The sequence below is a fragment of the Ruthenibacterium lactatiformans genome (genome assembly GCF_000949455.1).
GTDB lineage: Bacteria > Bacillota > Clostridia > Oscillospirales > Ruminococcaceae > Ruthenibacterium > Ruthenibacterium lactatiformans.
In genome coordinates this window covers 40,101-60,656 of sequence record NZ_JXXK01000016.1, presented here as the reverse complement: position 1 = coordinate 60,656, position 20,556 = coordinate 40,101, and the positions used below count along the sequence as shown (strand labels likewise).

Here is a 20,556-nt window from a genome sequence, read left to right as displayed (position 1 = left end):
CAATCTCGGGGAACAGAAAACCTCGGGCCAATGTGGCCCGAGGCTTACCGCTCGGCATCTCTGCCGGACGGAGCTTTCTTTTCCGGCTCCGTCTGGACTTTTTCGTCCTGTTCCCGCATGGTCTGCAAGATAGAGGGCTTCTTTTGAAGTTGGGAGGGCTTTTCGCCGGACAGCGGCTTGATACATTCCAGACGGTCAGCCGCCCGGATGGCGTTGTCCGTGAGCTGCCTCTGCCATGCGCCCACGCTGGGAGCCCAACGAAAGCCGCTGCTTTTCAGCTCGGCCCGGGTGTCCGCGTCAGGCTTTCCGTCAAAGAACACCTGCAAGCGGTTGTCCTCCCGGTTCATTTCCACACGACCCCCATCGAACTCCCAGCCGGAAAATTCCTGCTGTGCCTGTTTGGAAAGCTGTTCGATACGGGCCTTTACCCGGCGGATCTCCGCATTGTTGTTGGTTAGCTGGTAACTTTCAAAGGGCCTCGGGTCGCTTCGCCAACTTGACGCCATGCTTGCTTTCAGCTTTTCGATCTGGTCCGGCGACAGCAGCGCACAGCCGTCCAGCTTGCCATGCTTGCGGTAATAGGCGTTGACCTCCTTCATAATGAGCTGGGAGCGTTCCAGCCCGTCCAGCTTCTTCTGGAGCTTTTCAATCGCTGCCGGGTCATCGGCGCTGATCCCGCCCATGCCGGTGCTGCGTATCTTATCCAGCAGCCCTTGAATATGCCGCCATTCCTCCATGTTGCTGTCCCGCGCCCGGTTCTGTTTTTCCTTCTTTCCCACCGGGAAATTGGAAGGCCCGGCGATCAGCACAGAGGGAACCCTCGCGTCAATGGCAAAGCCCTGGTTCATGTTTTCGGCCAGCTTGCGGGCGTAGGTGTCTAACAGATGGTCGATCTTCTCATGGTACATGGGGTCCACCCGGGATTTCTGCTTTTCCGCTATGGCGGCGGCCTTGTCCACCATTGCCCGGTATTCCGCCGTTGCGCTCCCTTCCTTGTAGTCGGAAAAGCTGTTCATTTCTTTTGCCCGGCGGGCGGCTCCTTCATTGATAGGGTAATAGTTGATGGTATGCACCTCCTTTATGCTTCGGGCCATGCTGGCCCGAAGTCTTACCGTTCTTCATGGGAAGGTCCCGCCTTGTCCTTTTTCGGAGCGGGTGGGGCTTCTTGAAACCGTTTGAGTGTAGCGAGAATGGAGTGGACAGGCTCGGCCTTTTCAGGATAGGCAAATATCCGGTGTTCCGGCGGAATGTCCTGCGGCCCGTGGTAATACTCCTTGAAGCCCTCCGGGACTGCCGACACATACCCACCGGGAGCGAATACGCCGCCCTCGTTGATACGCACATCCCGCCCGTATGCCTCATAATCGAAGTAGTTCTGAATGTGCTCCGGTATGTCGATAGTCCCAAGCTCGTCGGCGTAAAGACGGCCCAGCCCTTCATCATCGGAAATATCCGGGTAAAAGCGGTAAAGGTCAAGGTTCTGCGTCAGGTTTATCAAATCCTTCACGCTCCTTGTGTGGTTTCCCAAGACAAGAGCGGCTTCAAAGGTTTCCAGTCCGCCCTTATCCCGTACTTCCAGCAGGGCGTGGCCCAGCTCGTTCAGCTCGTCGATGTTCTCACATTCGTAGAGATAATCGTAGAGCCCCAGCACATCACTGTCAAAGCTGGTAAAGAACACTTCGCTGTACCGTTTCCCGTCTATCCCGATTTTGGCAAGGGCGGCCTGCAACTCCTGTGTCGTCATGGGGAAATGTACCGTTGTCCCTACCTCAATCCCCATTAAGGGGTATAGGGCTGTATTGGTTATATAGGCTTCAAACATGGGCTCATTCCTCCTTTCCGGCCCGGTCAGCCAGCACCTCATAAATCCCGGCCATAATGTAATCGGCGCAAGGGAGGGCAATCGCGTTTCCCAGTGCCTTGTAGCGTTGCAGAGGCCGGATCTCCACGCCGTCCGCCCCGTACTTTGTCCAGCCCTCTGGCAGCCCCATCAGCCGTTCGCTTTCCGTTTCCGTCAGAAAACGGATACAGCCGCCCTTCGGGTCGCCCTCATACCAGAAGGCAAAGGGCGTTACATCACTGGCTAAAAGAGTGGGAAAAGGGTCAGTTGGTAATCCGAAGCTGTTTCGGAAGGCCGTTTCTTCCTGCCTTTTTGCCGCTCCCCGCATACGGAAGCACTGAAAGGGGTGGATGACTGGTATCTGCCGCCCTGTTTCAAAAGAAGCTGTTCGATCTCCTTCGGCGGCGGCCCACCCGCCCTCTCCGCAAGGCGGAGGAAGTGGGAGCATTGGACGGGGCTTAAATAGTATGTCTGCGGCACGTCTGCCTCCAAAATCCGCCACGACGAAAATCCGCTGCCTTCGTGCCAGCCTTCGGGAGCCTGCCCAATACTGGGCGTCCATGAGTCGCCAGCACACATCAGGCGTTCCCCCTCGCACCATTCCGGCGTTTCCCCATCTTCCCGAAGGAGGCATTGGAACTTCGGTGTCCGAGAAGGCGGATAGGACGGCTCTAAAGTCCATCCGGTCATTTGTAGAAAACGCTCCCATGACGTTTTCCCAAACAGCGATAGCTGGATATAGGTTATCAGTAGCATCCCTCATTTCCTGTATGATACGAAACGCCTGATAGAACAGGCTTGATTTTGCCCCGGCAAGGCCGGAGCGGTTGCCAATCAGAGAAAGGTTCTGACAGGGGGAACCGAAGGTAATTATATGGACAGGTGGGATTTTCCCGCCGTCCACCTTCGTAATATCCCCCAAATGCACCATGTCGGGAAAGTGCCTTTTGGTTATGGAGATGGGCGCTTTTTCAATCTCGCTGGCCCATACCGGACGGATACCGCACCGGGAAGCAGCCAGAGGGAACACGCCGATCCCGTCGAAAAGGCTTCCCAGCTTAATGTCCGGCATGGCCCGGGGTGCCGTGTCCCTTCACGGCAAGCACCCCTTCCAGTGTGGTCGCCGCAATGCCCAGCCGCCCGGCAACCGCAATATCGTTTTTTACATCCTCATCCACAGCGCTGCCGCAGACGATCAGGGTGTGGGAGCGCCGCAGCATATCCCGGCGCATATCAATCCCGGCCTTGTGTTCCTCGGGAACGCTGTCATTCAAAAACAGCGGCAGATACAAGAGCGGGCAGATCGGGGAAAAGCCCGCCTCATAAGCAAGACGGCAGTAGTGGGCCGCCAGCTCCATATCAACATCCGGCTCGCCGCTCCATGCGGCGGTCAGGTACGCTAAAGGTCGTTTCATTGGTTGAGCCTCCATTTCTGTTTTGGTTTAGGGAAAAGCAAGAGTTCGCCCAACCCCTCCGCCCCTTCCCCCGGGAAGGGGAACGGCTCTGGAGAATTTATATCCCCGTCGCTTGACCGGGAAAAAGCATAACCGGGAGAAATCCGTCAAGGGTGCCTCTGGCACCGCCTGCGGCGGCGCTGCCCTTGACTGATTTTCCCGGCTATGCTACGGAATAACTGGCGACGGGGAATAATTTATATCTCCAGAGCTTCGGGGCGCGGGGCAGAGCCCCGCAATCCTCGGGCCATGCTGACCCGAAGTTTGGGCTTACTTTTCCTGTTCGGTTTTCTTCTCCGGCTTTTCATGTTCCTTCTGCTGACCCTTCCAGTCGTCCAGCAGCTTGATGATCTGGTCCTTCATTTCCCTCGGCGTAGTTTCCTTGCCGAAATACTTGCTCAGTTCCGCACCTGTCAAAATCACTTTGTCTACCTCCTTTTTGTCCTCCATCATAATGCCGTCGATCACATCCCCGTTGAGCAGCTTCTTTTCGTCCAGCTCACGCATACGCTTTGCCTGCGCCTGTGAAGGCGAGGACTGCTGGCTGTCAATGGCGACGGCGATATAGTTCTGGTTCTTCCTGCCGATATAGGAAAGCTCCACCGCCGTAGTAAAGCCCAGCTTTTTTTCATCCATCAGCTTCATCAGGTCGGGAACCAGCTCATTGAGCCGGATATACCGCTGCACCTGCTTGACCGCCATCTTATTGCGCTCGGCTACAATTTCGTTGGAGCGTTTTCCTGCGTCCTTCGGGTCAATCTGGCCCGAAGTGCGGGAGCCCTGGTGCTTGATGGCCTCAAGCTGCATTTTCAAGGCTTTGGCCCGTTCACTGGGGAGGATTTCTTCACGCTGGTTGAGATTGTCCTCGACCATCTGCGTGATGGCTTCATCGTCCGTCAGATTGCGAACAATACAGGGCATATCCGCATATCCGGCAAGCTCGCTGGCCTTCTGGCGGCGGTGGCCGGACACGATCTCATAGCCGCCATCCTCACGGGGACGGACGATAGCGGGCTGGGTCACGCCCTTGTCCTTGACGCTGGACACCATAGCCCGCATTTCTTCATCATCCCGAACCTCAAAGGGATGGTTCTTGAAGGCGTGAAGATCGTTCAGCTTGATATAGACGATCTGTTCCTTGCCCCGGCGTGGTGCATCCTTCGGTTTTTCGGGTTCCTTCGGAGCGGGAGCGGCCTGTACCGTTGGCGCCGTTTTTTTCTCCGGTTCTTTTTTGACCGCATTTTCCGGTTTCTGTGCGGGAGCTTTGGGCTTCGGGGTTGCGGCCTTGTCCTTATCTGCTTTCGGGGGACGGCCCCGGCGCTTCGGCTGTTCCGGCTCTTTGGGTTTTTCCTCCGCTTTCTTCGGAGCCTCCGGCTGCTTTTCCGGTTTTTCCGTTTTTGCCGGGGCAGGCTTTTCCCCGCTGGGAGCTGCCGCCCGTTCCTCGACCTTCTTTTCCTTCATAATTTCAGCGAAGTTATAGACGGAAACCTGCGGGTTCTTTACCTCCGGTTCCGTCTTTTTTTCCGGCTCCGGAGAAACGGAAACCTTCTCCGGCTCTTTTGGGGGAGCGGGAGGCGTTTCCTTGCCCGGCCCGCTATCCGTTACCGGCTGTTCCGGCGTTTTTGTGGTTTTATCATCTGCCATAAGCATTTACCTCCTGTTTTTTGGCATGAAAAAAGAGGCTCAACTTTTCAGTCAAGCCCCCGTGGGAAGTTCCTCCTTTCTCCGCCATGATACAAAAATACCGCCCGTAGTCTCGTTTGGGCGGTACTTTGTGTAAGATTGGCAGTCCATTATTAAGTTTTTTATTATGTTCCCTTTGTACACCGTTGCAATACTCGCTTTATGATTATGTCCGGAGGACAGTATGAGCTGAAACGTCGAAAAGAAGCCGAGAATAACCGTAGCCAAAGCGGACTCGATCTTGACGTTATTGACCATTACAACGGCACAGAAAGAAGTGTAAAGACACTTTCGGGTGGTGAATCCTTCAAGGCGTCGCTCTCGCTTGCACTGGGACTCTCTGATGAGATCCAAGCATCTGCCGGTGGTGTTAAGCTTGATACCATGTTTGTTGACGAAGGATTTGGCTCTCTTGACGAAGAATCCTTGGATCAAGCAATGAAAGCTCTTTCTGGTTTGGCTGATGGAAATCGGCTTGTTGGTATTATTTCTCATGTTGTTGACTTGAAAAATCGTATCGATAAACAAATTGTTGTTGAAAAAGAGAAGTCGGGCGGAAGCAAGGCGAATATTGTTACCTAAGGAGAAATAGAAATGAACGAATATTTAAGAGGCTCTGAGTGGAGAAGATGGGATCTACATGTACATACTCCTGGTACAAATAAAAATGACCAGTACGAAGGAACAACCATAGAGGAACGCTGGTACGGTTTTTATAGAAGTATATTAGACTACGTTGGAGACGGAAGCGATAAAGTCAAATCAATAGTTTCTATTGGAATTACGGACTATCTTTCAATAGAAAATTATAAAAAAGTCATCGCTGAAAAAAGGTTGCCAGGTACAATTAAATTGGTGATTCCAAATGTTGAACTGCGAATGACTCCAATGTCACGAAACGAAGGAATTAATATACACTTCTTGTTTAATCCTGTAGTAGTTGATGAACTGGAAGATCGATTTTTCTCCAAGCTCTCCTTTGAGTATAATGGTCGTCCGTATTCCGCGACAAAGGCGCAATTAATCTCGCTTGGGAAAGCATTAGATTCGTCTTTGGCCGAAGATGCGGCGTATTTAAAAGGCGTTGGACAGTTTATCCCTTCTGTAGATTCGCTAAAAAAACTTTTTTCCAATGATCCAGAACTGCGTGAAAATACAATCATAATTGTTTCAAACAGCAGTAATGACGGAGTAACCGGGGCAGCAAACAGTTTTTCACATATTGAAGCGAATCCATCCGACTTTGACGCCACAAGACAATCAATATACCAATTTGTAGATGCCATTTTTTCTGGAAATCCTAGTGATATATCATATTTCCTTGGCGAAAAGAGTGACTCGCCTGATGAAGTTATTAGAAAATGCGGTTCTCTGAAGCCATGTTTTCATGGATGTGACGCGCACACAAATGCCAAGTTATTTGAGCCGGATAATCAACGTTATTGCTGGATAAAATCAGACCCCTCATTTAATGGCCTCAAACAGGTACTTTACGAACCGAAAGACAGAGTGAGAATTTCGCCTCTTATGCCGGAAGAAAAGTCCAATTATCACGTGATTGATCGTATCGTAATTGATGATCCGGACTTTTCCCCTGAGCCGATACAATTTAACGATAAGTTGTCTTGTATCATTGGTGGAAAATCGACGGGAAAGTCAATATTGCTTCATAACCTTGCTTTAACCATAGATAAAAATCAAGTTGAGGAAAAAACGGAGAAATCAAAAACAAAAACTCGTGTGTTAACGAAGGTTAAGGTGTTTTGGAAAGATGGTGAGGTGAACGAAACAGGTGTACAAAATGACTCTCATAAAATTGTATATATTCCTCAAACATACTTAAATCAACTGTCTGATGAAAATGAAGAAAAAACCGAAATAGACAACATCATCGAAGAAATTATACTGCAAAACGATAATGCTCGAATAAGTCATGAGCAGATGCTGAAAGAAATTCGGGAGTATAAGCCTTCTCTGGATAAGAGAATATATGATGCTGTCCAAATTAATGAGGAGATTCAGAGTATTAAAAAAGAGATGGCAGAAATAGGATCTCGCGCAGGAATTGAAAAACAGCTTGACGGCCTAAAAAAGCAAAAAGAAATCGAATCCAAAGAGCTTTCAATATCAGAGGAGGATATTTCAAAATATGACACTGCCGTATCCGAATTGACTAAACTCAATGTGCAACTTCAGACAATTGAAAATGACATTTCCATTGTTGACTCAATTGTCTCCGTGGTTATTCCCGTTGAGACGGATAAAGCCATGAGCGATGATGTTCGGAAAGATATTTCGGATGCGGTATCAATGATTAAAGAAAAAGCAGACGAGTTATGGAAGGAATATAAGCTTAAAATAATCCAAAAGTACCAGACTAAGCGGGAAAAAACTGTTACGGACATGAGAAATAGTGAGATCGTGGTCGATGAGTTGAAAGAACAAGTTGAGAGTAATGAGGCTATCGCTGAATTGTCTAAGCGGATTCAGGAAGAGGAGCAGAGGTTACTAATATTTAGAGACTACGATAGGAAAATTGATGAAAAGAGCGAAGAACTCAACGAGATTATATCAGATTTGGTTCAGACTTTTAAAAGATATGATGATATTCAAGAACGGTATGCAGCCAGTGTCAATGGCGAAGGAAGCAGTTTAAATGAAGGTAGTGAATTAACCTTTTCAGTTCTTATTCCATTCCGAACTGAAGCTTTTTGCCAAAGAATAAAGCAACTATTTGATAATAGGGTATTGAAGTCAAAAAAAGACATTATTAATGTTGAAGACTTCAATATAGATCAATTTGACGAAACTGCTTTAGAAAAACTGATTAAGGCATGCTTAAATCAAACAATTCCTTTTTCAAAGAGCTTTACACCGGAAAGTGCGCTCAGAAGCATATTGGATAATTGGTATAATGTTACTTACAACGTCAAAATGGGGGACGACTTAATTGATGAGATGTCTCCCGGAAAGAAAGCCTTAGTTTTGCTTAAACTACTGATTAGTTTGGCTGAAAGCAAATCTCCAATTCTGATTGACCAACCTGAAGATGACTTAGACAACAAATCAATCAGCGACGATTTAATTACCTTTATCAAAAAGAAAAAAATAGAACGACAAATTATCGTTGTCACACATAATGCAAACGTTGTTGTTTCTGGAGACGCAGAGCAGGTGATTGTTGCAAATCAGCAGGGAAATACTACGCCAAACAATAAATTTCGTTTTGAATATCGGACGGGGTCAATAGAGGATGATTTGCCAGTTTACGATGATTCCGGAACGATTATCCATGGCATATTAAATGCTCAGGGAATACAACAGCATATCTGCGATATATTGGAAGGTGGCGAAAAAGCGTTCGCAAAGCGAAAAAATAAGTATAACATAAAAGGGTAATAAACGTTCTGCATAAGGAAATTTCTTTCTGGGCAATAACATATGACGCACATTTGCTTATTAAGATAATTAGATATCCTTGCTTACCGCCGCCCTGATTTTTAGTCAGAGCGGCGGTTTTATGCGGGCGCAAAATCGGGTAAGCTTGTCATACGACAAGGTGTACGCTAAAAATCAACTTGACGTATGACAAGTGAAAAGATATAATGATCTTGAGGTGAAGGTACACATGCAGTTAATGAAAGAAAAGCAGGACCTGACGTATTTGTCGTGGTCTGTCTATCGCAATTCTTCCGGAACCGCAGGTTCCTTTTTGAAAGCGTACTCCGAACTCGGCGGAAAGAAGACGTACTATAAGCTTTCCAACTTTGATAAAGCACGCGGCATCATTGGGCATGAGTGCGTGAACGAGCTGATTGTTGACCGGCTGCTGACGATACTGGGAATTCCGCATTTGTCGTACCAGTTGATTCACGCAGACATGACCGTAGATGGCAAGACGCATGAAGTATATCTCTGCGCGTCGGAGGATTTCAAGGCAAAGAGCGAATCAAAGATTGCCTTGGATGCCTACAAGGAGTTGGAGGCTTTGCCGGATGAATCTGCGCTGGAGTTTTGCTCCAGAATGGGCTGGGAAGACTATATTTATCAGATGCTTGTCGTGGATTATCTGATTCTGAACCGGGATCGCCACGGCGCTAATATCGAGGTGCTGCGTAACAGTCGAAAGAAAACAGTTCGTCTGGCGCCCCTGTTTGACCACGGCCTTTCGCTGCTTTGTAGTTGCCCTGACGATGCTGCGGCGGCAAAATTTGATGTGATGGCCGACAAGCCCTGCAACAACTATATTGGCTCGAAGTCCACATGGGATAACCTGCGTATCATTCCGAAAGACAAAATGCCGGAGTTGACGCCGCTTCACGAGAGCGACAAACAGGTTCTGCTGGAGGGACTGGACGGCGTGATCTCTCAGCCGCTTCAGGAGAAAATCTGGGAAATGATCTGGAAAAGGTGGTGCGCATATGAAGATTTTTGCAATTCGAGATGAATCGGCGCAGGAGCAGAAGGATCTGGCATACCTCCTGTATTACGAGCAGGAAAAGCGATTCTACATTGAACTGCCTGAGAGCGCAGACGCATGGGAGACGCCCCTGCTGCTGGATTCCTTTGTAAAACGCGGGGAAACCACCGTCAATTCCTATTGGAGCAGAATCTGGGTGGAGCAGCGGATTGTTCCGCCCGACCGTCAGAACATCGGAGAGATTCTGCGCGATAATCATCTGAAGGAGTACGACGAATATGCGCTCCTGATGCTGGCGATGGGGCGGTGTGCGCAGGACGATTACTATCTCGTTCCCATTGATGAAAAGGAGCTTCCGGAAGAAATTACGAAGCGCTTTTCAAAGCGAATTGAGGATGTTCTGCCGCTGGAGGATCATTGTCTGCTGGTGTTTTTCCGGGATGGCGCGGTGAAGAAGTGCGATTTGCAGAAGCACTTTGAAAAGACGAAGGCGTTTCAGATCCTTCTCAAGAAGCCGGACTATTTTCAGAATGTGCAGATGCAGACGGGCGGATACGGAGTTGCTTGGGATGTGAACATGACCGTTTCGGATACGATGCTCTACCGGATCGGCAAAAGTGTTCCTCTGACGGCGGCTGATTTCCAGAACTTTGCCGCCCACAGAGTCATCAACGCAGCGGAAGCGGCGGAGATCTTGGGCTGCTCCCGGCAGAATATCATCGACCTGACAAAACGCGGAAAGCTTCATCCGATCAAAGCGTCGGAAAAGAGTACGCTGTATCTTAAAAGTGAGATCCTGAAACGGAATTGGCAGTGATCATGCGTTATACCCCTTTATACCCCTTTTGAAAAGGGTATAAAGGGGTATAAAAGATTTTGGGCTATCGTGGGCAGGTTTTCGTATCAATTTGACGCTTGATACACCCAATGCCCGTTCGCGCGAGCTTTGTATAGCTTTCCCTCGTTCGCCAGCCCAACCAAAATTCGATTCGCCGTCGATGCCGAAACCCCACACAGCTCCCGCACATCGGCGTTCATGATATACTCATGCGTCTGCAAGAACTGCTCAATCTTCTGCCAGCGCAGAGTTTTCTTGTCCATTTTTCCGGCGCTCATTGCATCACTCGTATGGATGGCGTCGATGAGCGATGCTTTGATGACGGAGAGCACAAACTCGATGAACGCGGTGGACTCGCCTGCATCGTTGCTGGCATTGATGGCATCGTAGTATTCCTGCTGATGGTCGTGGATGATGGACTCGACCGGCAGCCATGAAAACACGGGATTCCACTTGGAGAGCAGCAACGTATGCCAGAGCCGCCCAACACGGCCATTGCCGTCTGCAAAGGGATGGATCAACTCCAGCTCATAGTGGAACACGCAGCTTCGGATCAGCATGTGCAGGTCGCTGTGCTTTGCCCAATCCAACAGCTCCATGACTAAATCAGGCACATACTGGGGCAGCGTGCCAAAATGCAGGACATGCCCCTCTTGATCTACAACGCCAACAGGCCGCGTGCGGAACATGCCGGACTCCTCTACAAGCCCGCGAGTCATGATACCGTGAGCGGTCAGCAGGTCGTCCACGGAGTAGGGGTCAAGCTCGTCCAGCCGCTCGTAAATCTCATAGGCATTTTTGACCTCGGCAATGTCCTTGGGCGGAGCCAGAACATGTTTGCCGTTCAGAACAGCGGTGACCTGTTCCAGACTCAGGGTGTTCTGCTCAATGGCAAGGGAGCCGTGAATGGTGCGGATGCGGTTGGTGCGGCGCAGATTGGGATTGCTGGAGAGATGATCGTGCGCGGAAAGCCTTCCGGTCAGCTCGGAGATTTCTGCAACGTCAGCGATCATTTTGTTTGTGACTTGAAACGGAGGCTGTTTGTTTTTCATGAGTACCTCACAGCGTAGTTTGATTGTCCATATTATAGCATGCATCACTCATTTCATCAATCATTTTCTTGATTCACATGAGCGATGCGCTCCGAACTGGCACAATCAGCGCGCGAAAACCTCTGACTATCCGCAGAAATTTTCAGATTCTTCCCTTGGGTACCTTTTCAAATGGATTCCAATCCGTTATAATATATCTACCAACCTAACGAATAACGCGAGGTGCCGCCATGAAAACGAAAGATACGCCGAAGCAATACGTTATCTACTCCCGCAAGTCCAAATTCACCGGCAAGGGCGAGAGCATTGAGAACCAGATTGAGCTGTGCCGTCAGTACATCGTCATGCACTTTGGCGAGGAAGCGGCGGAAAACGTGCTGGTCTACGAGGACGAGGGCTTTTCCGGCGGCAATCTGGAGCGCCCACAGTTCAAGAAAATGATGAAGGACTCCCAGAAGATCACCTTTGCCGCCATTGTGGTCTACCGCCTCGACCGCATCAGCCGCAACATCGGCGACTTTGCCAAGCTCATCGAGGATTTGGGCGACCGGCACATCGACTTCATCTCCATCCGCGAGCAGTTTGACACGTCCTCGCCCATGGGCCGCGCCATGATGTACATTGCGTCGGTGTTCTCCCAGCTGGAGCGGGAGACCATCGCCGAGCGCATCCGGGACAATATGCACGAGCTGTCCAAGACCGGGCGCTGGCTGGGCGGCACGACGCCTACCGGCTACGCTTCGGAAAGCCTGTCCAGCGTGACGGTGGACGGCAAGGTGAAAAAGGCCTGCAAGCTCAAACCCATTCCGGAGGAAATCCAGCTGGTCAAGACGATCTTCTCCGTATTCATGGAGACCGGCTCCCTCAGCAAGACCGACCAGTACCTGTTGGAGCACCGCTGCGTCACAAAGCGCGGCAAGCAGTTCACCCGCTTTGCCATCCGGGGCATTCTCACAAACCCGGTCTACATGATCGCCGACGAAACGGCGTATCAGTATCTGAAAGAGAACAATGTTGACCTGTTTGCCGAGCGCGCAGAATTCGACGGCGAGCACGGCATCATGGCATATAACCGCACCCTCCAGCACCCCGGCAAGGCAAACCAGATCCGTCCCATGGAGGAATGGATCGTGGCGGTGGGCAAGCACCCCGGCATCGTCGCGGGCAGCGATTGGGTGCGGGTGCAGGCCATGCTGGATGTCAACAAATCCAAGAGCTACCGCAGGCCCCGCAGCAACGTGGCGCTGCTGTCCGGGCTGCTGCGCTGCGGCGAATGCGGCGACTATATGCGCCCGAAGCTGACCAACCGCAAAAATGCGGACGGCGAGCTGATCTACACCTACATGTGCTCCACCAAGGAGCGCAGCCACGGCACGGTCTGCGCCATGAAGAACTGCAACGGCAACACGCTGGACGCCAAGATCATCGAGGAGATCCGCAAGCTGTCCGCCGACAAGGAGACCCTTACCCGGCTGCTGGCGCAGACCAAGAAGGTCATCAGCGGCAGCAAGGAGGGCTACGACGCAGAGCTGGCGCTGCTGAAAGAGAAGCACGCAGAAACGGAAGACCGCATCAAGCGGTTGGTGGAGTCCCTGTCCGTTGCCAGCGACACCTCCGCGAAGTACGTCATGGAGCAGATCGACGAACTGCATCGGGAGAGCGAGACCCAGCAGATGCGCCTTGCCGAGTTGGAAGCCCTCACCGAACAGAGCCGAATGCTTCATCAGGAGTTCGCCTTCCATCAGGAGATGATCCAATCCTTCGCCAGCGCGGTGGATTCTGCCACGCTGGAGGAAAAACGCCGCCTGCTGCGCACCATCGTCAAAAAGGTGGTCTGGGACGGCAAAAACGCCTATGTGTACCTGTTTGCCGAGGACGGAGAGGCCGATTTGCCCCCTGTTGAGCAACCTATGTATCCGTTGGGAGAGGATAGCGAATGAGGTGCTCATGCAGTTCCGAGCGGGCAAAAAAAGCCAGAACGACGTGTCTATCCAGGAGCCCATCGACAGCGATAAGGACGGGAACAGCCTGACACTGAACGACGTAGTGGCCGATACCTTCGACGTGCACGAGGACTACGAGCGCAAGGAGGAGACCGAGGCGCTCTACCGTGTGGTGAACCGTCTCTCCGGCCGGGAACGGCAGATCGTCATCATGCGCTACGGCCTTTCGGGCACGCAGCCGCTGACACAGCAGCAGGTGGCGGATATCCTGCACATCAGCCGCAGCTATGTATCCCGCATCGAGAAAAAAGCGCTGGAAGAGCTGCGCGCAATGATGCGAAAAGGAGCGAGTGCGGGAAAGGGTTGAAATGCCGCCGCTGCAAATTTTGAAAAAGAAGGGAGAAAAAAGTATTGCAACGCGCGCGCATGTCTGGTATTATAAATAAAATGTAAAGAGAGGTTTGGAACATGCGGCAGCTTTGCGCACAGCTTCATACGGCGCTTATCCTTCCCCGCGCGGCGTTCGGCTGCACGGCGGGGCCGTATATTCTATTCTTTCCTTCATAACAGAAAAGGCATTTTCCGTTATCGGCGGCGATAAGGGAAATGCCTCTTTTTTTGGCCGCGCGGCCTTTACACCGTACATGGTGTTTGGAATAGAAGGCATTTGATTTGAGGAGGAAGTATCAATGAGCGAAGAGACCAAAAAGATCGAGCTCGGCAGGGAAGGGCTGTACGACGCCCGTAAGCTGGGCGTACCCAAGATGCTGGTGCTGGGCGTGCAGCACACATTCGCCATGTTTGGCGCGACGGTGCTCGTGCCCATTCTGACGGGTATCAGCGTTTCCACGGCGCTGCTGTTCGCGGGCATCGGAACGCTGCTGTTCCATCTGCTGACAAAGGGCAAGGTGCCGGCGTTCCTCGGTTCCAGCTTTGCGTTCCTGGGCGGCTATGCTGCTGTGGCCCCGCTGGGTGCAGATGGCACCCCCAGCGAGATGCTGCCGTATGCGGCGGGCGGCATCGTAGTATCCGGGCTGATCTACGTGATCCTCAGCGCTCTCATCAAAGTGTTCGGCGTGCGCAAGATCATGCGGTTCTTTCCGCCGGTCGTCACCGGGCCCATCATTATTTCCATCGGCCTGATCCTTGCGCCCAGCGCCATCACGAACTGTCAGTCCAACTGGCTTTTGGCATTTATCGCGCTGGCCGTCATCGTGGTATGCAACATTTGGGGCAAGGGTATGGTGAAGATCCTGCCCATCCTCATCGGTATCGTGGTCTCTTATATCGCTGCACTCTTCATGGGCGAGGTGGATTTTACCGCCATCCAGCAGGCCGACTGGTTCGGCCTGGCCATCCATACGGGCAGCATGGCCAAGTTCAGCGTCAGCGCCTGCATCACCATTGCGCCCATCGCACTGGCCACCATGATGGAGCATATCGGCGACATTGCAGCCATCAGTGCCACCTGTGAGCGTCCGTACCTGTCCGACCCCGGCCTGCACCGCACCTTGCTGGGCGACGGCCTTGCCACCAGCCTGGCGGGTTTCTTCGGCGCACCGGCCAATACTACATACGGCGAGAATACCGGCGTGCTGGCTTTGACGAAGGTGTACGATCCCCGTGTCATGCGTATCGCTGCATGCTTTGCCATCCTGCTCAGCTTCTTCCCGAAGATCGGCGCAGCCATCCAGACGGTGCCTTCCGCCATCATCGGCGGCATCTCCTTTGTGCTGTACGGCATGATCTCTTCCGTGGGTGTGCGCAACGTCGTGGAGAACCAGGTGGACTTCACAAAATCCCGCAATCTGATCATCGCGGCCGTCATCCTGGTCTCCGCGCTGGGCTTCAACAGCGTGGGCGGCATCACGGTGCCGCTTGGCGCATCTTACAGCTTTACGTTGTCCGGCCTTGCCATCGCGGCCATTGTGGGCATTCTGCTCAATGCCATTCTGCCGGGCAACGATTATGAGTTCGGCACGGACCTGAAGGGCGACACCGCCGTGAACTTCGAAGTATAAGCGAAACTTCTCCGCATCAGTTCCGAAAATAAAAAGTGCCTCCGCAGCGGCCTTATGCCGCAGGCGGGGGCGTTTTTTATTTGTATTACAGCATTTCTTTTTTGATGCCTTTTTGCAGAATGGCGGCGTAGTCGATGTAGCTGAAGATATCCGGCCCGAAGGCGGGTGAAAACTGAAGCAGTTCGTCCAGGGAAAGTTCCTCGATGCCTTTCTGCGCGTCCTCACAATAAATAACGATCTGTCCCACGATGCCGTGAGCGTCGCGGAAGGGAACGCCGTGCTGCACCAGATAGTCCGCCACTTCCGTGGCATTCAGAAAGCCCTTTTTTACCGCGGCCTCCATGGCCTCTGGCTTTGCCTGCAGCGTACCGATCATGCGCTCCATCATCATCAATGAAGCTGTTACCACGTCCAGCGCATCTGCAAAGGAGTCCTTGTCCTGCTGCATGTCCTTGTTGTAGGCCAGAGGCAGACCCTTCATCGCACACAACAAGGCCATCAGATCGCCGTAGACGCGGCCCGTGCGCCCGCGTACCAACTCCGCGCCGTCCGGATTTTTCTTCTGCGGCATGATGCTGGAGCCTGTGGTATATTTGTCGTCCAGCACCACGAAACCAAATTCAGCGCTGCTCCATAAGATGAGCTCCTCGGCCAGACGGGAGAGGTGCATCATCAGGATGCTGAAATCCGAGAGTACCTCAAGCACAAAATCCCGGTCGGACACGCCATCCAGAAAGTTTTTGCATGCGCCGTGGGAAAAGCCCAGGAGCTGAGCGGTATAGGAGCGGTCGATGATATGGGTGGTTCCTGCCAGCGCGCCGCAGCCCAAAGGGGATTCATCCATCACATCCACGGCATTCAGCAGGCGTTTTTTGTCCCGCAGCATCATTTCACAGTAGGCCATTAGATGGTATTTGAACGTTACCACCTGCGCGCGCTGCAGATGAGTGTAGCCCGGCATCATCCACGGGTTTTCCTCTGCAACACGCTGCAGCGTGGCGCAGAAGGTGTCGATAAGAGCGGCCACATGATGTGCCTGCTGCTTGACGTACAGCTTCATATCCACATTGCACTGGTCGTTGCGGCTGCGGGCGGTGTGCAGCTTTTTGCCCACGTCCCCTACGCGGCGTATCAGGTGCAGCTCCACAAAGGTATGCACATCCTCGTATTCTTCGGTGTAAACAAGCTGCCCGGCCTTGAAATCGGCCAGGATGGTTTCCAGGCCTCGGGTGAGCGTCTCTCCCTCGGCGGAGGTGAGCAGGCCGCATTTTACCTGCATGGCCACATGGGCAAGGCTGCCCTGGATATCCGGCTCCACCAGCCAGCTGGTGCGCCAGCACTCGCTGTTGAAATGCTGCATCAGCGCGTCCTCATCGCCGCGGAAGCGCCCTCCCCACAATTTGGTTTCATAGGTATTCGGCATATCGTATTTCCTCCTGTATTATATTGTGTTTTATGTGCGGCGCATCCGCGCAGATGTTCCGTTCACGGTTCCAGTCCCTCGTATACGCGCGCCACGCGCGGAGAGAGGAAGCTGTAAAAATATACGCCTTCCACATGCATGAACTTGCCGAGTTCCTGGATGGGCATGGCTGCACCCCCGCTGCTTTGCCCGAAAAAGGTGACCTCGTCTCCTGCGCGGCAGGGAATATCCGTTACATCCACGAAGCATTGGTCCATGCAGGTAGCCAGAAGCCGGGCTCTCTGTTCCCCCACCAGCAGCGGGCCGCCTGCTTCCGCCAGAGGATAATAGAGGCCGTCGCCGTAGCCCACGCATACGGTGGCGACGCGGGTGCGGCGCGGCGCTGTCCAGGCTGCGTCATATCCCACAGTATCTCCGGCCTCCACAACGCGCAGGTTCGTTACCGAGGCGCGCCAGCTGCATGCCTCCTGCACCGCACCCGGCGTTCCGGGTGTGAGCGGTTCGGCCTGATTATCCATATACAGCCGGCGCCCGATGCGTACTGCGTTGCAGAACGAGGCGCGGAACCAGTCGCTGCCGCCGCTATTGCACATGTGCTTCTGTGGCGGATCGATGCCTGCGGCCTGAAGCTGTGCCAAAGCCTGCTGATAAAGTTGAAACTGCCGGTAGGCCGTAGGGCTTTCTTTTGTCTCGCCCGTGGAAAAATGGGAGAATACCCCCATTGTGCGCACATGGGGACAGGCGGCCAGCGCGGTGGCCAGCGCGCCCAGCTCTGCGCCGGGCTTTGCGCCGGTGCGGTTCAGCCCGGTTTCAACTTTGATCTGTACTTCGGCGCGTTTTCCCTGCGCGGCGGCCAGTTTTTCCAGTGCATACACAGTGGACGGATGGAACACGGTGAGCTGCAGCCCATACTCGACCGCAGCCGGGAATAACCGCTCCGGCACGCCGCCCAGTACCAGAACGGCAGGAGCGGACAATCCGGCCTGCCGCAGTTCGACGCCCTCACACACCTGCGCAACTGCGATGGTGCGCACGTTCGCGTAAGTGCAAAGCGCTTTGGCAATGGGTACAGCACCCAGGCAGTAAGCATTGTCCTTCAACACAGGGATGCATTCCACATCCGGCCCGATATCCTCTTGAATGCTTTGCATATTATTAATGATCGTCTGCAAATTTACGCTAAGATAAGAATTGCATAAGGTTGTATCAAGCATTTTTACCGCTCCGCATCTTTGTTTGAGAATGTATATATAGTAGCATAATTAAAGAATAAATGCAAATATATACATAAAATAAATTCAATTTTGTATAAATATGCTTATGAAAGCATGCACGGAGGGTTAAATGCTGTGCAATGTGCAGAAAAGAAACAAATCGCATAAAAATTCGTTGACAATGAATAGATATGCGAATATAATAATGCCATGGAAGCCGCCGGAGGGGCGGCGCACAAAATGGGAACAAGAGAGGGAGCATGGGAGTTATGAAAAAGATATTGGCATTTGCAATGGCAGCGGTTCTGATGTTGGGCCTGGCGGCCTGCGGCGGTTCGGGCGCATCCGCTCCGGCAAGCTCGGCGGCGGGCAGCGCGTCCGCGTCCTCCGGGGCATCCGGCCAGGACTCAGCAGGCGGGACGTCCGTTGTGGAGGAGATTCAGGAAAAAGGCGTGCTGACGATGATGACGGCCACGGGTTTTCCGCCGTTCGAATATCTGGGCGAGGACGGCAAGCCGGCCGGTGTGGACATCGACCTGGCGCAGTTGGTGGCCGATGAGCTGGGCGTGGAGCTGGAAGTGCTGGATATGGACTTCAACCTGCTGATCGAATCGCTGAAAAGCGGTAAGGGGCAGCTCATTGCAGCGGGTATGACGGCTACGCCCGAGCGCGCGGAGCAAATTGATTTCTCCATTACTTATACACTGAACGGATTGATCCTGCTGGTGCCGAAGGGCAGCGATATCAAGACGGCCGACGACCTTGCGGGAAAGAATATCGCTGTGCAGGAGAGCACGACCGCTCACATCTACGCACAGGAAGAGCTTGGCATTGAACCGCTGGCGTTTAAAAATGCCAATGAATGCGCTACGGCTGTGATGGGAGGAAAAGCGGACGCGGCCATCCTGGACAAGGTGCCTGCGCAGACGCTGGCAATGGCGAACCCGGATGCACTGGAAACTGTGGAGCAGCTTCTCACTGAGGAGGAAATGGCCATGGGCGTGGCCAAGGGCAACGAGGATCTGCTGGAGGTCGTCAACAGTGTGCTGCAGAAGGCTATGGACGACGGCACAGTGGAGTCGCTGACGGATAAGCATCTGAAGATCTGCGCAGAGGGCTGACGTCCGGAGGGCAGGCGGAAAATGCGCACGGCCCGCGCTGCGCGGGCCGTGCAGCTTTCGGGAGCATGCGTCAGAGCAAATAAGGAAAGGGGCTATCCCTCCGTGGAAAATTTTTGGAACGACTTGAACAAGCTGCTGAGCGATTTTTATAAGGTGACGGTGTACAAAGGCCGATGGGTTCAATATCTCGAGGGGTTGGGGATGACTATAGCGCTGGCGGCGCTGGCGTGCCTGATCGGCGTGTGCATCGGCGTGCTGGTGGCGCTGGTGAAATATTATGCCGGCGGCAAAAAGAGCTTTGGCTGGAAAGCAGTAAATGCCGCCTGCGGTATATATGTCACGGTCATCCGCGGCACGCCCATCGTCGTACAGCTCCTGATCGCCTACACAATCCTGTTCAACGGCAGCTTTGAGGCTTGCGTGTTCGCCTTCGGCGTCAACTCGGGCGCTTATGTGGCAGAGATCATCCGGGGCGGCATCGCTTCCATCGACCCTGGACAGGCGGAGGCAGGGCGAAGCCTCGGGCTTTCCGAGGGCGCGACGATGCGGCTCATCGTGCTGCCGCAGGCGGTCAAAAATATTCTGCCCGCGCTGTTCAACGAGTTCATCGCGCTGCTTAAAGAGACCAGTGTGGCGGGATATATCGCCGCGCGGGATCTGACGAAGGTATCCGATTCCATCCGGGGCATCGCGTTCAACAGCGCGCCGCTGTTCATTGCGGCGGCCATTTATCTGCTGCTGGTGGTAGGCATGACAGCCATTCAGAAAAAAATGGAACGGAGGCTGGCGCAAAGTGATCGAGGTTAAAAATCTGCAAAAGGCCTTCGGCGGGAATATGGTGCTCAAGGGCGTGACGGAGACCATTGAAAAGGGCGAAAAAATCGCTATCATCGGTCCGTCGGGCAGCGGAAAAAGCACCTTTCTGCGGTGCCTGAACAGGCTGGAGGAGCCCACGGGCGGAGAGATATGGTTCGAGGGCAAGGACATCACCGCAAAGGACTGTGACATCAACCGCATCCGCCGGAAGATGGGTATGGTATTCCAGCATTTCAACCTGTTCCCGCATCTGACGGTGAAACAGAATATCACGCTGGCGCCCGTCAACCTGAAGCTGCAGACACAGGCAGAGGCGGATGAAAAAGCCATGCGTCTGCTGGAGCGTATCGGCCTGGCGGACAAAGCGGACGCCTATCCAAACAAGCTTTCCGGCGGGCAGAAGCAGCGCATCGCCATCGTACGCGCGCTGGCCATGGAGCCGGAAGTGATGCTTTTTGACGAGCCTACCAGTGCGCTGGACCCTGAGATGGTGGGCGAAGTGCTGGACCTTATCCGCGAACTGGCCCGGGAGGGCATGACAATGGTCATTGTGACCCACGAGATGGGGTTTGCGCGCGAGGTATCCACACGGGTGCTGTTTATGGATGACGGATGTGTGATGGAGCAGAATGAGCCGCACGCGCTGTTTGCATCCCCGCAGAATCCGCGCCTGAAAAGCTTCCTCTCCAAGGTGCTGTAACGCGGCAGCGGTATTTCCCCGGAAAAAGGCC

17 protein-coding genes and 1 pseudogene are annotated in these 20,556 nt (G+C 53.1%); 10 read left to right on the top strand and 8 right to left on the bottom strand.

Going from position 1 to position 20,556, the window contains the following annotated elements; translation table 11 throughout:
- Positions 1–44: 44 nt before the first annotated feature.
- The 5 genes from TQ39_RS11655 to TQ39_RS11635 form a co-directional block, all read right to left on the bottom strand.
- Positions 45–1,094 (bottom strand): hypothetical protein, encoded by a 1,050-nt coding sequence (locus TQ39_RS11655; RefSeq protein ID WP_050005642.1) that lies wholly within the window; start codon positions 1,092–1,094, stop codon positions 45–47.
- Positions 1,095–1,108: 14 nt separating this feature from the next.
- A complete protein-coding gene (locus TQ39_RS11650) occupies positions 1,109–1,822 on the bottom strand; it encodes an antirestriction protein ArdA (protein ID WP_003500154.1) in 714 nt (237 codons plus the stop codon).
- A gap of 4 nt (positions 1,823–1,826) precedes the next feature.
- Positions 1,827–2,912, bottom strand: coding sequence for a DNA cytosine methyltransferase (locus TQ39_RS11645; RefSeq protein ID WP_050005641.1), 1,086 nt, complete (start codon positions 2,910–2,912; stop codon positions 1,827–1,829).
- Positions 2,899–3,255: a DUF7768 domain-containing protein gene (locus TQ39_RS11640; protein WP_003500157.1), complete on the bottom strand. Its 357-nt coding sequence runs from the start codon at positions 3,253–3,255 to the stop codon at positions 2,899–2,901. The genes TQ39_RS11645 and TQ39_RS11640 overlap by 14 nt, the downstream gene beginning before the upstream one ends.
- A 309-nt stretch (positions 3,256–3,564) precedes the next feature.
- Entirely contained in the window at positions 3,565–4,944 is a 1,380-nt protein-coding gene (locus TQ39_RS11635) for a ParB/RepB/Spo0J family partition protein (protein ID WP_050005640.1), read from the bottom strand.
- 180 nt (positions 4,945–5,124) lie between these two features.
- On the opposite strand from TQ39_RS11635, the pseudogene TQ39_RS20315 reads away from it, so the two are divergent.
- The 4 genes and pseudogenes from TQ39_RS20315 to TQ39_RS21250 form a co-directional block, all read left to right on the top strand.
- Positions 5,125–5,559 (top strand): annotated as a pseudogene (locus tag TQ39_RS20315) (SbcC/MukB-like Walker B domain-containing protein); the annotation flags it as partial.
- Between the two features lie 12 nt (positions 5,560–5,571).
- Positions 5,572–8,376, top strand: coding sequence for a TrlF family AAA-like ATPase (locus TQ39_RS11625; protein ID WP_050005638.1), 2,805 nt, complete (start codon positions 5,572–5,574; stop codon positions 8,374–8,376).
- Positions 8,377–8,605: 229 nt separating this feature from the next.
- Positions 8,606–9,424 (top strand): HipA domain-containing protein, encoded by an 819-nt coding sequence (locus tag TQ39_RS11620; RefSeq protein ID WP_050005637.1) that lies wholly within the window; start codon positions 8,606–8,608, stop codon positions 9,422–9,424.
- Positions 9,399–10,214 (top strand): helix-turn-helix domain-containing protein, encoded by an 816-nt coding sequence (locus TQ39_RS21250; protein WP_050005636.1) that lies wholly within the window; start codon positions 9,399–9,401, stop codon positions 10,212–10,214. The genes TQ39_RS11620 and TQ39_RS21250 overlap by 26 nt, the downstream gene beginning before the upstream one ends.
- Positions 10,215–10,300: 86 nt before the next feature.
- Here the strand turns inward: TQ39_RS21250 and TQ39_RS11610 are convergent, their stop codons facing one another.
- Positions 10,301–11,287: a Fic family protein gene (locus TQ39_RS11610; RefSeq protein WP_050005635.1), complete on the bottom strand. Its 987-nt coding sequence runs from the start codon at positions 11,285–11,287 to the stop codon at positions 10,301–10,303.
- 230 nt (positions 11,288–11,517) lie between these two features.
- On the opposite strand from TQ39_RS11610, the gene TQ39_RS11605 reads away from it, so the two are divergent.
- The 3 genes from TQ39_RS11605 to TQ39_RS11590 all read left to right on the top strand — a co-directional run bounded on the left by TQ39_RS11605 (position 11,518) and on the right by TQ39_RS11590 (position 15,251).
- The gene (locus TQ39_RS11605) at positions 11,518–13,227 is read left to right on the top strand and encodes a recombinase family protein (RefSeq protein ID WP_050005634.1); all 1,710 of its coding nucleotides are present in this window, start codon (positions 11,518–11,520) and stop codon (positions 13,225–13,227) included.
- A 7-nt stretch (positions 13,228–13,234) separates the two neighbouring features.
- Positions 13,235–13,597: a sigma-70 family RNA polymerase sigma factor gene (locus tag TQ39_RS11600; RefSeq protein WP_050005633.1), complete on the top strand. Its 363-nt coding sequence runs from the start codon at positions 13,235–13,237 to the stop codon at positions 13,595–13,597.
- Positions 13,598–13,919: 322 nt separating this feature from the next.
- Positions 13,920–15,251 (top strand): uracil-xanthine permease family protein, encoded by a 1,332-nt coding sequence (locus TQ39_RS11590; RefSeq protein ID WP_009325394.1) that lies wholly within the window; start codon positions 13,920–13,922, stop codon positions 15,249–15,251.
- Positions 15,252–15,336: 85 nt separating this feature from the next.
- On the opposite strand, the gene argH is transcribed toward TQ39_RS11590, so the two are convergent.
- Together argH and alr are read right to left on the bottom strand one after the other, a co-directional pair.
- Positions 15,337–16,674: an argininosuccinate lyase gene (gene argH, locus TQ39_RS11585; RefSeq protein ID WP_050005632.1), complete on the bottom strand. Its 1,338-nt coding sequence runs from the start codon at positions 16,672–16,674 to the stop codon at positions 15,337–15,339.
- Between the two features lie 62 nt (positions 16,675–16,736).
- Positions 16,737–17,888, bottom strand: a complete 1,152-nt coding sequence (gene alr / locus TQ39_RS11580; protein WP_009325396.1) for an alanine racemase — start codon at positions 17,886–17,888, stop codon at positions 16,737–16,739.
- A 269-nt stretch (positions 17,889–18,157) separates the two neighbouring features.
- Here alr and TQ39_RS11575 point away from each other — a divergent pair, with 269 nt between their 5' ends.
- The 3 genes from TQ39_RS11575 (at position 18,158) to TQ39_RS11565 (ending at position 20,525) form a co-directional block, all read left to right on the top strand.
- Positions 18,158–19,009: an ABC transporter substrate-binding protein gene (locus TQ39_RS11575; RefSeq protein WP_050005631.1), complete on the top strand. Its 852-nt coding sequence runs from the start codon at positions 18,158–18,160 to the stop codon at positions 19,007–19,009.
- Positions 19,010–19,111: 102 nt separating this feature from the next.
- Complete coding sequence (locus tag TQ39_RS11570) at positions 19,112–19,816, top strand: amino acid ABC transporter permease (protein ID WP_050005659.1); 705 nt, start codon at positions 19,112–19,114, stop codon at positions 19,814–19,816.
- On the top strand, positions 19,803–20,525 hold the full coding sequence (locus TQ39_RS11565; protein WP_009325401.1) for an amino acid ABC transporter ATP-binding protein: 723 nt from the start codon (positions 19,803–19,805) through the stop codon (positions 20,523–20,525). The genes TQ39_RS11570 and TQ39_RS11565 overlap by 14 nt, the downstream gene beginning before the upstream one ends.
- The last annotated feature ends 31 nt before the right edge of the window (positions 20,526–20,556 follow it).